8 protein-coding genes are annotated in these 13,828 nt (G+C 71.4%); 6 read left to right on the top strand and 2 right to left on the bottom strand.

Annotation, left to right across the window (positions count from 1 at the left end; all coding sequences use genetic code 11):
- The first annotated feature begins 10 nt into the window (after positions 1–10).
- The 3 genes from ACFV9M_RS16075 (at position 11) to ACFV9M_RS16065 (ending at position 3,134) form a co-directional block, all read left to right on the top strand.
- Positions 11–316, top strand: a complete 306-nt coding sequence (locus ACFV9M_RS16075) for a 4a-hydroxytetrahydrobiopterin dehydratase (protein WP_385069067.1) — start codon at positions 11–13, stop codon at positions 314–316.
- A gap of 42 nt (positions 317–358) precedes the next feature.
- Positions 359–1,120, top strand: a complete 762-nt coding sequence (locus ACFV9M_RS16070; protein WP_385069069.1) for a class I SAM-dependent methyltransferase — start codon at positions 359–361, stop codon at positions 1,118–1,120.
- A 112-nt stretch (positions 1,121–1,232) separates the two neighbouring features.
- The gene (locus ACFV9M_RS16065; protein WP_385069071.1) at positions 1,233–3,134 is read left to right on the top strand and encodes a rhamnogalacturonan lyase; all 1,902 of its coding nucleotides are present in this window, start codon (positions 1,233–1,235) and stop codon (positions 3,132–3,134) included.
- Positions 3,135–3,178: 44 nt separating this feature from the next.
- On the opposite strand, the gene ACFV9M_RS16060 is transcribed toward ACFV9M_RS16065, so the two are convergent.
- A complete protein-coding gene (locus ACFV9M_RS16060) occupies positions 3,179–5,848 on the bottom strand; it encodes a cellulose binding domain-containing protein (RefSeq protein WP_385069072.1) in 2,670 nt (889 codons plus the stop codon).
- Positions 5,849–6,014: 166 nt separating this feature from the next.
- Positions 6,015–8,930, bottom strand: coding sequence for a glycoside hydrolase family 48 protein (locus ACFV9M_RS16055; RefSeq protein ID WP_385069074.1), 2,916 nt, complete (start codon positions 8,928–8,930; stop codon positions 6,015–6,017).
- 264 nt (positions 8,931–9,194) lie between these two features.
- Here ACFV9M_RS16055 and ACFV9M_RS16050 point away from each other — a divergent pair, with 264 nt between their 5' ends.
- From ACFV9M_RS16050 to ACFV9M_RS16040, 3 genes are all read left to right on the top strand, one after another.
- On the top strand, positions 9,195–10,715 hold the full coding sequence (locus tag ACFV9M_RS16050; RefSeq protein WP_385069075.1) for a cellulase family glycosylhydrolase: 1,521 nt from the start codon (positions 9,195–9,197) through the stop codon (positions 10,713–10,715).
- Between the two features lie 116 nt (positions 10,716–10,831).
- Complete coding sequence (locus ACFV9M_RS16045; protein WP_385069077.1) at positions 10,832–12,568, top strand: glycoside hydrolase family 6 protein; 1,737 nt, start codon at positions 10,832–10,834, stop codon at positions 12,566–12,568.
- 199 nt (positions 12,569–12,767) lie between these two features.
- Positions 12,768–13,775 carry a class I SAM-dependent methyltransferase gene (locus ACFV9M_RS16040; protein WP_385069079.1) on the top strand — a complete coding sequence of 336 codons (1,008 nt, stop codon included), beginning with the start codon at positions 12,768–12,770 and terminating at the stop codon, positions 13,773–13,775.
- Positions 13,776–13,828 lie beyond the last annotated feature (53 nt).

Genomic DNA, 13,828 nt, shown 5'->3' with positions numbered 1-13,828 from the left:
GAGCCGGCGCATGGCCGTGGAACCGCTGTCGCAGAAGGAGATCGAGGAGCGGCTGGCCGAGCTGCCCGGCTGGTCCCTCGAGGCCGGCCGCCTCACCCGCTCCTACCGGCTCGCCTCCCACTTCGCCGCCACCGCCCTGGTCGTCCACGTGGCGCAGGTCCAGGACGAACTCGACCACCACTCCGACCTCACCCTCGGCTACCGCACGGTGTCCCTCGCCGTGCACACGCACAGCGCGGGCGGCGCCGTCACCGAGTTCGACTTCGAGCTCGCCAGACGGGTGGAGGAGCTCGCCCCGGGCCACGGGGCCCACTGACCCGCGCGACGGACCGGACGGAGCGCGGAGGGGGGAGCGGGCGTGCTGGACTACGAAGAGGAAGCCGGACGCTACGACGCCTCCCGCGGCGGCGAGCCCCGGGCGGCCGCCGCCGCGGAGGCCGTCCTAGGCCTGGTCCCGGCCCCGGCCCGCAGTCTGCTCGACGTCGCCTGCGGCACGGGCATCGTCACCCGCAGGTTCGCGGCCGGGCGCGACGGCCTGCGGGTGACCGGCGTCGACCTGGCGTCCGAGATGGTCCGCCAGGCCGCCGTACGCCTGCCCGGCGCCGTCGTCCGCGCCGACAGCCGCCGACTGCCCTTCCGCGACGGCGAGTTCGACGCCGTCAGCAGCGTCTGGCTGCTGCACCTGCCGGAGGGCGACGCGGACGTGCGCCGGATCGTCGGCGAGTGCGCCCGGGTGCTGCGGCCCGGCGGCGTCTGGGTCACCACGGTCGACAAGGCCGCCGCGCACAACGTCGGCAGCGACATCGACGCCGTGCTCGCCTCCCGGCCGCCCCGGGCCGCCCGCGACGAGGCGTCCCGCGTCGAGGCCCACGCCCGCGCGTGCGGCCTGGTCCCGGCCGGGCGGGCCCGCTTCCCCGGCCGGGGGCAGGGCCGCTCGCCCCGCCGTACGGTCGCCGACCTGCGGCGCGGCTGGTTCGTCACGCTGCCGCCCGGGGAGCCGCTCGCGGACCGGTTCGCCGAGCGGCTGGCCCGGCTGCCCGACCAGGACCGGCCCCGCCCGGACCCCGTGTTCACCCTCCGGGCGTTCCGGAAACCGGCCGTGCCGCCGGGGGAGGGCTGACTCGGCCGCGCGTCATCTCCCCGAAAACAACGTGACGCACCCCGGCAACCCCCCGTCGCCCGGCGGCGACTGACGGGCGACAACCTGTCCGTCCCCACCGGGAGGTCCCCCCGTGCAGCACCCGCACCCGCACCCGCGGCCGCGCCCGGCCACGCATCGCAAACGGCGCCGCGGCGCGCTCCTCGCCGCCGTGACCGCCGTGACCGCGCTGGTCGGAGCCGGTCTCACCACGCTCTCCACGGACACCGCCGAGGCGGCCACGGCCCGCCAGGTCGAGGCACTCGACCGCGGCGTCGTGAGCGTGCACACCGACAGCGGCAACCTGGTCAGCTGGCGCTGGCTGGGCACCGACCCGAACGACATCTCCTTCAACGTCTACCGGGCCGGCACCAAGGTCAACTCCAGCCCGATCACCGGCTCCACCAACTACTTCCACTCCGGCGCGCCCGCCCAGGCCGACTACACGGTCCGCGCGATCGTGGGCGGCGTGGAACAGGCCGACTCCGTGCACGCGGTGCAACTGCGCGCCGGCTACACGGACGTGCCCATCAGCGCGCCCTCCGGCGGCACCACGCCCGACGGCGTCGCCTACACCTACGAGGCCAACGACGCCTCCGTCGCCGACCTCGACGGCGACGGGGCACTGGACTTCGTGCTGAAGTGGCAGCCGACGAACGCCAAGGACAACTCGCAGTCGGGCTACACCGGCAGCACGGTCGTCGACGGCATCAAGCTCGACGGCACCCGGCTGTGGCGCATCGACCTGGGCCGCAACATCCGCTCCGGCGCCCACTACACGCAGTTCCAGGCGTACGACTACGACGGCGACGGCAGGGCCGAGGTGGCCATGAAGACCGCCGACGGCACGGTCGACGGCACCGGCGCGGTCATCGGCAGCTCGTCCGTCGACTACCGCAACTCCAGCGGCTACGTCCTGTCCGGCCCCGAGTACCTGACCATGTTCGACGGCCAGACCGGCAGGGCCCTGGGCACGGTCGACTACGTCCCGGCCCGCGGCACGGTCTCGTCGTGGGGCGACTCCTACGGCAACCGCGTCGACCGCTTCCTCGCGGGCACGGCGTACCTGGACGGCGTCCGCCCGTCGCTGATCATGGCGCGCGGCTACTACACCCGCACGGTGATCGCCGCCTGGGACTGGCGGGGCGGCGCCTTCACCCGCCGCTGGACCTTCGACACCAACTCCTCCACCAACACCGGCAAGGGGTACGACGGCCAGGGCTCGCACAGCCTGTCCGTCGGGGACGTCGACAACGACGGCAAGGACGAGATCGTCTACGGCGCGATGGCCGTCGACGACAACGGCAGCGGCCTGTGGACCACGAAGACCGGCCATGGTGACGCCCAGCACCTGGGCGACCTGGACCCGTCGACGTCGGGCCTGGAGTACTTCAAGGTCTCGGAGTCGACCTCCCAGCCGGCCGAGCTGTACATCGACCCGGCGACCGGCGCGATCCGCTGGCAGCTGTCGGCGTGCTGTGACAACGGCCGGGGCGTGGCCGGCGACATCTACGCCGGTAACGACGGCGCCGAGGTCTGGTCGGCCTCCGACACGTACATCCGCGACGAGGCCGGCGCCACCAAGGGCCGGGAGCCGTCCTCCGTCAACTTCCTGTCCTGGTGGGACGGCGACACCGTGCGCGAACTCCTCGACGGCACGAACATCGACAAGTACGGCACCTCCTCCGACACCCGCCTGCTGACCGGCTCCGGCGTCCACTCCAACAACAGCACCAAGGCGACGCCGTCCCTCTCCGGAGACATCCTCGGCGACTGGCGCGAGGAGGTCGTCTGGCCGACGACGAACAACACGGCCCTGCGGATCTACTCGACCCCGGTCGAGACCAGCACCAGGATCACGACCCTGCTGCACGACACGATGTACCGCACGGGCCTCGCCTGGCAGAACACCGCCTACAACCAGCCCCCGCACCCGAGCTTCTTCCTCGGCAACGGGATGGCCACGGCACCCCGGCCGGCGGTCTACACCCCCTGACCGCACAGGGGCGCGTGCCGCATCCGGCACGCGCCCCCTTCGGGTCAGCTGACCGTGCAGCTCTGCTCGCCCAGCTTGAACGCCGTCGGTTCCGCGTTCGTCCCCGACCAGCTCCCGGTGAAGCCGAAGCCCACCGACGAGCCGGCCGCCACGTTCGCGTTCCAGCCGACGTTCGCCGCCGTCACCGCCGCACCCGACTGGGTGTGCGCGGCGTTCCAGATCTGCGAGACGGTCTGCCCGTCGGGGAACGTCCAGCCGAGGCTCCAGCCGGACCACGCGCTCGTCCCCGTGTTGGTGAGCTTCACGTCCGCCTGGAAGCCGCCCGACCACTGGTTGGTGATGCTGTACGTCACGGCGCAGGCGCCCGTCGGCGTCGGATCCGTACCGCCGCCGCCGTCCCCGCCCCCGTCCCCGCCCCCGGTGTCGGAGGTGTCGCCGTAGATGACGCCGCGGCCGTTGGTCGCGACGTAGACACGGCCGTAGACCCTCGGGTCGCCGGTGATCGCCGCGCCGGTCCAGCCCCACTGGTGGGCGTCGTCGTTGATCCTGGTCCAGGTGGCGCCCTGGTCCGTGGAGCGGAAGACGCCGCGCACGCCGGCGATCTTCGCGCTGGTGTAGAGGGTCTGGTACGACGCCCCGGACGCGGCCTTGCCGAAGCCGATCGTGTCGGCCTCCTCGACGTTCGACAGTTCGGTGAACGTCGCGCCGCCGTCGGTGGAGTGCCACAGCCCGTACGCCCCGTCGCTCGCCCCGCCGGCCAGCCACACGTCGCCCTCCACCCCGGGCAGCGCCTTGAACCGCACGCTGTCACCGCTGGGCAGGCCCGTCGCCGCGGACGCGGTGAAGGTCGCGCCGCCGTCCGTGCTGACGTAGAACCTCCCCGACTTGAAGCCGTAGAAGGTCAACGGGTCGACGCGGTCCGACTCCACGATCGCGCCGGCCGGGATGCCGCTCGACGCCGACCACGACGAGCCGAAACCGGTGGTGTACTGGACGCCCGTGCCCGCCGGGCTCCACACGAAGCGGCTGCCGTCCGCGGCCGCGGCCACGGTCCCGCCGCCGCTCACGCCCGAGGGATCCGTCCCCGCGAACCAGTTGGCGCCGTTGTCCGTCGAGAACGCCACGTGCGGGCCCGAGTCGAGGTTGCCGACCCGCACCACCGTGTTCGGGTTGGACTCGGCGTAGTCCAGGCTCGTCGTCGACGTGAAGTTCGGCGAGGTGAACATCATCGACGGGACCTTCGTCAGGTCCGTGTGCCGGAACCCGCCGATGTCACCGAGGGCGCTCAGCAGCGGGGCACCGGACGGGGGAGCGGCGAGGTCGTTGACCGCGGTCTCCTCCAGGCCCTGCACCATCGGCTTGACGGTGAACTGGGCGCCGCTGTCCCAGTTGGTGAGGTTCTCCGTGCCGTAGACCGTCGCCCCCGTCCCGTACATCATCCGGTTCGAGTCGAACGGGTCGATCTCCAGCGACTCCGTCATCCACCCCAGCTTCGGCGTCTGCTCGGGCGGCGAGGGGTTGGCGCCCCAGGTCAGCCAGGGCGAGGAGGAGACGTCCATCGTGTAGCGGTTGGCGCGGTTGGGGTACGACGTGTAGTCCCAGGCCTTCGTCCAGGTGCCGCCGCTGTCCGTGGAGCGGAAGATCTGGGTGTCCGGCCACCAGGAGCTGTAGGCGGTGGCCATGACGGTGCCGGGGTTCTGCCGGTCGACGGTCAGCCCGCTGAAACCGTAGTAGGTGTCGGCCTCCGCCACCGGGCTGATGTCCGTCCAGGTGCCGGTCGCCGTCGCGTACCGCGACAGCCGGCCCTTGCCGCCGTCGTAGGGGCCGCCCTTGTCGCCGTAGGCCAGGTAGAGGTAGCCGTTCTCCGCGTCGAGCACGCCCTTGTGCGCCAGGTAGCCGGTGGGCTGACCGGCCAGCCTGCTCCAGGTCGCGCCCCCGTCCGTCGACCGGTACACCGCGTTCTGGAGGTCCGCCACCCCGACGTAGATCGTCTGCGTGGCGGTGCCGGAGCCGCCGGTGGACTCGTCGAAGGTGACCCAGACGATGCCCTGGTTGTCGCTCGCGTAGCCGGAGGTGTCGCTCGCGTCCTGCACGTAGTTGCCGACGTTGGGGAAGTTCGTCACCTGCGACCAGGTGGCGCCCGAGTCCGTCGACCGCCACAGGCCCTTGCCGCTGGGCGCGCCCAGGTAGAGCACGCTGTTGCGGTTCGGGTCCACCGCGAGCCGCTCGCCCATGCCCCGGCCGGGCATGTTGCCGCCCAGCTTGAACGGCAGGTCCGTCTTCTGCCAGCTCGCGCCCCGGTCGGCGGAGCGCAGCACGGCCCCGTTGCCCGGGTCCCAGCTGTTGGTGTACGTGCCGACGGCGGCGTAGACGTTGTCCGGGTCGACGGAGTCGGAGGCCAGGCTCACCACGCCCGTGTGCCCCCAGTCCGCCCAGCCGACCGAGTCCAGCAGCGGCGTCCACGTCTGTGTCGACTCCGCCCAGCGGTAGGCGCCGCCGATGTCGGTGCGCGCGTAGGCGAGGTCCTTCTCGGTGCGGTTGAAGACGATTCCCGGGACGAAGCCGCCGCCGTCGATGCGGGCGTTCTTCCAGGTGTACGACTCTGCGGCCAGGGTCACGTCCGGGCCGGCGTCGGCCGCCAGTACGGGCGGGGTGCCCGCGAGCAGGCCGGCGGCCAGCGCCAGGACGGCCGTCAGGATGCGGGTTCTTCGCACGGTGGGGGTCCTTCCTCGTGAAGCCATGTGGAGCCATGGGGGAGGAGGTGCGGGGAGAAGCTGCGGGGAGGAGGTACGGGGAGCGGGCGCGGTGGGGCGCGACGACCGGGCGGCCCCCTGTGCGGTGGGGACCGCCCGGCGCGGTACGCGAAGCCTTAGCGGGGGCTTATTCGAGGAGCTCCGCGTACGAGCCCATGGCCAGGGCGATGTCCGCCTGGGCCCAGAACCGGTGGTACGTGAACACGGGCGCGGCTCCGCCCGCGAGATAGCTCTCGATCTTCGACCAGTTGGGGTCGTCCTCGTAGAAGGACCTGATCGAGTCGAAGGTCGAGGAGGAGTTCACCGTGTCGCCGTTCGGCATGGTGCCGGTCCAGCCGCTCGGGACGTACACGGCGTCGTCGAAGCGGTTGTAGTCGGCGCGGGTCTCCGGGACGGCGATGCCCAGGCTGTCCTGGTGGTTGTCCCACATGCCGTCGAGGAGGGCTTTGGCCGTCGTCGCGGCCTCGGTGTCACCGGAGCGGTCGGCGTAGTACGTCAGGGTCTTGGCGTACGCGGCGGCCACACCGACGTCGTTGGTGTAGTCGGCGACGGTGACGTGCAGCCCGTTGTTGGCTCCCGGGCTGGCGGCGTTCCAGGTGTCGGGCTGGCCCGACCACTGGAGCGTGGAGGGGATCAGATAGGTGCCGTCCGGGTTCACGGTGGTCTCGGACAGCGCCCAGTCGACCCACTTGTCCAGGACCGTCTTGGCGGCCGCGTCGCCCGTCTGCTGGTAGTACTCGGCGACCCGCTCCATCGACCACGCCTGGAAGCCGAACCACTGGTTGGACGGCGGGTCGTGGTAGACGGGCTGCTGGTCGTAGTACATGCCGTAGAACGTCGACGTGCCGGCCGGCGGGGTCGCGTAGCGGCCCGCCCAGCTGTTGGTCGCGCCGCCCGCGATGGCGCCCTCGGACGACTGGAGCCAGCGGTAGAACTCCAGCTGCCGGTCCAGCGAGGTGGCCCAGTCCGCCTGGCCCGTCGCCGACTTGGGCTTCAGGTCGGCGTGGCTGCTGAGCGCGTAGGCGGCCAGGGGGTTCTGGTAGCCGCCGTGGGCGTGGCTGGAGCCGATCCGCCAGGCCCAGCCGGCGCTGGTGTCGGTGGCGCCGCCCCAGGCGTAGTACCAGGACAGCAGGTAGTGCGAGGCGTCCTTGCCGGTGCCCGCGGGGCAGGCGGAGGTGCCGACGCAGTTGCCGACCTTCTTGAAGTACTTGTCGTACATCGCGTAGCGCAGGTAGTCGCCCATCTTGGCCGCCTTGGCGACGGTGGCCGAGATCTGGCTGCCCTGGCCCTGCTGGTCGGCCCAGAGGTCCGCCCAGTACGCGGCCTGCACGGCCCGGGCGTCGGCGTCCGGCGCGTTGGTGAACTTCCACTGCTCGGCGTAGGAGGCGTCACCGGTGAACAGGTCCAGGTACCCGTTCGTCCCGCCGTACGTGAAGTTGTCGCAGGTCGGCTGGGGCACCGTCTCCCACACCGACTCCTGCGCGCCGCGCTGGAAGGTGTTGATGTAGGAGGGGCCGGTGTCGGAGGGGCCGGCCTCGCACTTGCCGGGCGAGTTGCCGTAGCCGTAGACGTTGTCGACGTCCTGGAGCCAGTGCATGCCGTAGACGTCGTCCGTGCCGTACGCGGTCTTCAGCTCGGCGGCGATCGGGTCCGTTCCCACCGGCACCGTCCCGTCCAGCCGCGCCGGGTACTCCTGCGGTGTGTCCAGTTCCGGCGCGTAGGTCGCCGGCTTGGACGCGTTGTAGAAGGAGTTCGTCGGCTGGTCGGCGTGGGTGGGGATCATGTACTTCTCCATGATCTCCCAGGCGCCGTTGAACCGGGTCCAGTCGCCGGTGACCTTGCCGTACATGGCCTGGAGCCACAGCAGGTAGCTGTAGGCCTCCGACGTGGTCTCGTGGCCGTGGTCCGGGGCCTCGACGATCAGCGTCTCCACCGAGTGGTAGGGGATGCCCTCGGGGGAGAAGTAGCCGTTCGCCGGGTCGGTGATCTTGCCGTAGAGCTCCAAAAAGCGGGCGTCGTACTCCTGCGACGCGGCGATCTGGGTGACCGTGACCGAGGCCTTGGCGTGTCCGGTGGCCGTCGACTCGAAGGTCGCCGAGCCGGTGCCGGAGGCGTCGCCCGTGAGGGTCACCTTCTGGGCGGTGCTCCAGTTCGACGGGGTGAAGGTGAGGCTCGCGCCGCCGGTCACCGTCAGGCCCGTGTTCCCGCTCGTCCGGGCGGTCGCCACGGTCACGTTCGCCGACGGCTGCGTCGACAGCTTCACCTCGTACGAACCCGTCCCGCCCTGCTGCACGGCGAGCTGGGTGGCCGAGGCGACCACGGCCGGTCCCGAGGCGACCGTGATGCCGACCGGCGCGGAGGACGCGGACGCGCCCAGGCTGTCGTACGCCTTCGCCAGCAGGGAATGACTGCCCACGGTCAAGCCGGAGGCGGACAGCGAGAACGGCGCGCTGGTGTCGGTGCCGAGCAGGGCCGTGTCGTCGTAGAACTCGACCTTGGTGACGGTCGCGCCGTCGGCGGCCGCCGCGGTGGCCGCGAGCGGCACCGCGTCGCCCTGGGTGTAGACGGCGCCGGGCGCCGGGCTGGTCAGCACGGTGACGGGGGGCTGATGGGCGCCGGTGCACGGGGTGCCGTTGACGGAGAAGCTCGTGGGGGCGGCGTTGGTGCCGCTGTAGGTGAACTGCGCGCCCGTGGTGACCGCCGCGGCGGCGGCGACCGTCCCGTTGTACGAGGCGTTGTTCACGGTGATCTGCTGACCGGACTGCGACCAGGTGCCGTTCCAGCCGTTGGTCAGCTTCTGGTTGCCCGCGTAGGCGTACGTCAGGGCCCAGCCGCTGATCGGGTCCGTGCCCCGGTTGGTGAGGGTCAGTTCCGCGGTGAAGCCGGAACCCCAGTCGTTGGTCTTGTAGTCCACGCTGCACTGGACGGCCGCCGCCTGGGCGGGAGTCGTGCTCGTGCTCAGCATGGCCACGGGAAGCGCGAGGGCCGCCACGACGGCGGTCCACAGCCGCCGCGCCGCGCGGCGTCTGCGTGAGGGATCCATGGTGCTGGTTCCTCCTTGCGGCTCGGAGAAGGGGGAGGAGCAACAAGCCTTGAACCAGTGGGAGCGCTCCCATAGTGGGGAGGGGCTGGAGTGCGGTCAAGGTGCTTGAAGAGTCGAAAAGATTCGACGCGAGGAAGTTGAGGGAAAGTCAGCAGGTCTCTTGTTCTTTGCCGACCCTTGGCGCTAGCTTCATCGACACCAGTGGGAGCGATTCCATCAGTCGGCGCGTCCGTCACGACGTGCCCGAGCTGCAAGGAGTCGCTCATGCGACACCCCCCGCGTTCAGTACTTTTAGCCGTCACCGGCACGGTCGCCCTGAGCCTGGGCGCCATCCTGCCGGCCGTGACGGCACAGGGAGCCACGCCCGCGTGCACGGTGGAGTACTCCGTCACCGGCCAGTGGGACGCCGGCTTCCAGGGGGCCGTGACCATCACGAACAACGCCGCGGCCATGAGCGGTTGGAGCCTCGGCTTCGACTTCGCGAACGGCCAGACGGTCACACAGGGCTGGAACGCCAAGTGGTCCCAGTCCGGCGCGACCGTCACCGCGGTGAACGAGAGCTACAACGGCACGCTCGGCACCGGCGCGAGCGTCAGCGCCGGATTCCTGGCCACCAGGGCGGGGACCAACACCGCACCGACCGCGTTCCGGCTCAACGGCACCACCTGCAACGTCGCCACCGACCCCACGCCCACCCCCACCTCCACGACCACTTCCACCCCGACCCCGACTCCCACCCCCACGCCGACCGATCCGCCGGACACCGGTGACGAGCCGCCCGTGCTGCGCGTCTCCGGGAACCAGCTCGTGGACGCCGACGGCACCACCCGTCGTCTGCTCGGCGTCAACCGTTCCGGCGGCGAGTTCATGTGCGTGCAGGGCCGCGGCATCTTCGACGGCCCCGTCGACGACGCCGCCGTCCAGGCGATCGCCGACTGGAACGCCAACACCGTCCGCATCCCCCTGAACGAGGAGTGCTGGCTGGGCCTGTCCAACATCGCGACCGAGTACGGCGGGGCGCGGTACATCGCCGCGGTCGAGGACCTGGTGGCCCGCGTCGAGGCGCACGGCATGACACCGATGCTCGAACTGCACTGGTCCTGGGGCCAGTACACGGGAAACTCGGCCGGCTGCTCCGACGTGCACGCCTCCTGCCAGAAGCCGATGCCGAACATGCGGTACACGCCGGCGTTCTGGACCTCGGTGGCCGACACCTTCAAGGACGACCCGGCGGTGGTGTTCGACCTGTTCAACGAGCCCTACCCGGACCGCGCGACCGCCACGGCCACCGAGGCGTGGCAGTGCTGGCGGGACGGCGGCACCTGCTCCGGCATCGGCTACGAGGTCGCCGGCATGCAGGACCTCGTCGACGCCGTACGGTCCACCGGCGCCACGAACCTGATCCTCGCCGGGGGACTCGCCTACTCCAACGACCTCAGCCAGTGGCCGGCCCACCGGCCCACCGACCCGGCGGGCAACCTCGCCGCCGCCTGGCACGTGTACAACTTCAACTCCTGTGCCAACGAGAGCTGCTGGAACTCCACGCTCGCCCCGGTCGCCGCCCAGGTTCCGCTGGTGGCGGGGGAGATCGGGGAGAACACCTGCTCACACGGTTTCGTCGACCAGGTCATGCAGTGGTTCGACGAGCGCGACCTGTCGTACCTGGGCTGGACCTGGAACACCTGGGACTGCTCCTCGGGTCCGTCCCTGATCTCCGACTACGACGGGACGCCCACGGCGTACGGCATCGGGCTGCGCGACCATCTGCGCGCCCTGAACGGATGACACACCCGTACGGCGCGAGATCCGCGCCGCACGCCCTCCCCACCGCACGAAATCCGCACCGCACCGCACGAGATCCGCACCACACCAGATCCGCAACGAGAGGGAAACCCGCACTCATGAGCCGCAGCAGAACAGCGATACTCGCCGCGCTGGCGCTGGTCGCCGGTGCCTCCGGGACGGCACTCGCGGTCGTCCCCGGTGACGTCGGCATCGCCGCCGTCCCCTGCTCCGTCGCCTACCAGGTGCAGAACGACTGGGGCAGTGGATTCACCGCCAACGTCACCGTCACCAACAACTCCACCGCGAAGTCCAGCTGGTCGGTGAAGTGGTCGTACGCCGGAAACCAGAAGATCACCAGCGGCTGGAACGCCAAGATCACCCAGTCCGGGACGGCCGTCACCGCCGCCAACGAGAGCTACAACGGCACCCTGGCGACCGGAGGGTCGGCCAGCTTCGGCTTCCAGGGCACCTACAGCGGCACCAACGCCGTCCCGACCACGTTCACCCTCGACGGTGTGACCTGCAACGTCGACGACGGCGGCACCGATCCCACCGATCCCACGGACCCGACCGACCCGACCGATCCGACCGACCCCTCCGACCGGGTCGACAACCCCTACACCGGCGCCAAGGTCTACGTGAACCCCGAGTGGTCCGCGAAGGCCGCCGCCGAGACCGGCGGCAGCCGTATCTCCAACCAGCCCACGGGCGTGTGGCTCGACCGGATCGCCGCCATCGAGGGCGTGAACGGCGGCATGGGCCTGCGGGACCACCTCGACGCGGCCCTGGAGCAGCAGGGCTCCGACGAGGAGGTCGTCCAGCTGGTGATCTACGACCTGCCCGGCCGTGACTGCGCCGCCCTGGCCTCCAACGGCGAGCTGGGACCGACGGAGATCGACCGCTACAAGAGCGAGTTCATCGACCCGATCGCGGAGATCCTCGCCGACCCGGCCTACGCCTCGCTGCGGATCGTCACCACCATCGAGATCGACTCGCTGCCCAACCTCGTCACCAACACCGGCAGCCGGGCGACCGCGACCGCGGCCTGCGACACCATGCTGGCCAACGGCAACTACGTGAAGGGCGTCGGCTACGCGCTGAGCCGGCTCGGGGCGATCCCCAACGTCTACAACTACATCGACGCCGGTCACCACGGCTGGCTCGGCTGGGACGACAACTTCGCGCCGTCCGCCCAGCTCTTCTACCAGGCCGCCAACGCCGAGGGCGCCACCGTCGACGACGTCCACGGCTTCATCACCAACACGGCGAACTACAGCGCCCTGAAGGAGAACAACTTCACCGTCAACGACACCGTCAACGGCACCTCGGTGCGCCAGTCGGAGTGGGTCGACTGGAACCGCTACGTCGACGAGCTGTCGTACGCGCAGGCCTTCCGCAACCAGCTGGTGACGGCCGGCTTCGACTCCGGCATCGGCATGCTGATCGACACCTCCCGCAACGGCTGGGGCGGCACCGCCCGGCCCACCGGCCCGGGCGCCACGACCTCCGTCGACACCTACGTCGACGGCGGCCGCTACGACCGCCGCATCCACATCGGCAACTGGTGCAACCAGGCCGGAGCCGGCCTCGGCGAGCGTCCGCAGGCCGCCCCGGCGACCGGGATCGACGCCTACGTCTGGATGAAGCCGCCGGGCGAGTCCGACGGCTCCAGCACGGCGATCGAGAACGACGAGGGCAAGGGCTTCGACCGCATGTGCGACCCGACGTACACGGGCAACGCCCGCAACGGCAACAACCTGTCGGGTTCCCTGGCGGGCGCGCCGCTCTCCGGCCACTGGTTCTCCGCGCAGTTCCAGCAGCTGATGCAGAACGCCTACCCGCCGCTGTCCTGACCGGGTGACACCGGACGGAGCTCCCGCCGGAACCGTCGCTGACGGTCCGGCGGGGGCTCCGCCCGCTTCACTCCGTCCGGGACCGTGCGGATCCGGTTTGCTCAAGGGACTCCGTTTTTTGCCGTCCCGGCAACAGCGGTGGCCTCCGTCCGGTGCGTCGGCGCACGCTGTCGGCACACCGGAGGAGAGGCTGACCACCATGGCGCACCAGCAGCACGGCCACCACGGCCACCACGGCCACCACGGCCACCAAGGCCACCAGGGCGACACCCACGGCGCGGACCACGCGGACCACGCGGACCACCCGGACCGGCCGCACGGCGGGCACGGACACCACCACCACGGTCACGGCCAGGACACCGACATCGACTGGGCCGAGATGGCCCCGCACCTGGAGGCGCAGGCCGAACTCTTCACGCCTCTGTACGAGCGGGCCCTGTCCTGGCTGGGCAGGGAGGTGACCGAGCCGGGGCTGATCGTCGACGTGGGCAGCGGCCCCGGTGTCGTCACCTGCCTGTTCGCCGAGACGTTCCCCGGCGCGCGGGTGCTGGCCGTCGACGGTTCGGCGCCGCTCCTGGAGCGGGCCCGGGCGCGGGCCGGCCGGCTCGGCCACGGGGACCGGTTCGACACCCTGGCCGGTGACCTCCCCGGCGTCCTCGCCGAGCTGGACTACCCGGCCGACCTGCTGTGGGCCGGCCGCAGCCTGCACCACCTCGGCGACCAGCGCGCCGCCCTCGCCGCGTTCGCCGAGCGGCTCGCGCCCGGCGGCACGCTGGCGATCATGGAGGGCGGTCTGCCGTCCCGGTTCCTCCCCCGCGACCTGGGCATCGGCCGCCCCGGCCTGGAGGCGCGGCTGGACGCGCTGGAGGCGGAGTGGTTCGCCCGGATGCGGGCCGATCTGCCCGGTTCCGTCGCGGAGACCGAGGACTGGGCGGCCCTGCTGGGCGCCGCGGGGCTGAAGCAGGCCCGCTCCCGCACCTTCCTGCTCGACCTGCCCGCCCCGGCCTCCGACCGGGCCCGCGCCCACATCGCCGCCTCCCTCGGCCGGCTGCGGGACGCCTTCGGCGACGTGCTCGACGCCGACGACCGCGCCGTCCTGGACCGGCTGCTCGACCCGGCCGACCCCGCGGGCCTGCACCGCAGGCCGGACGTGTTCGTCCTGGCGGCCCACACCGTGCACACGGCGGTCAAGCCGGTCCAGGCGTGAGCGACCGGCCCAGGCGTGAGCGACCGGTCCGGGGGCGCCGAACACGTCCCCCG

Source organism: Streptomyces sp. NPDC059895 (assembly GCF_042731035.1).
Classification (GTDB): Bacteria; Actinomycetota; Actinomycetes; order Streptomycetales; family Streptomycetaceae; genus Streptomyces.
The sequence above is the reverse complement of the archived record's forward strand: the minus strand, read 5'-3'. Positions and strand labels throughout refer to the sequence as shown.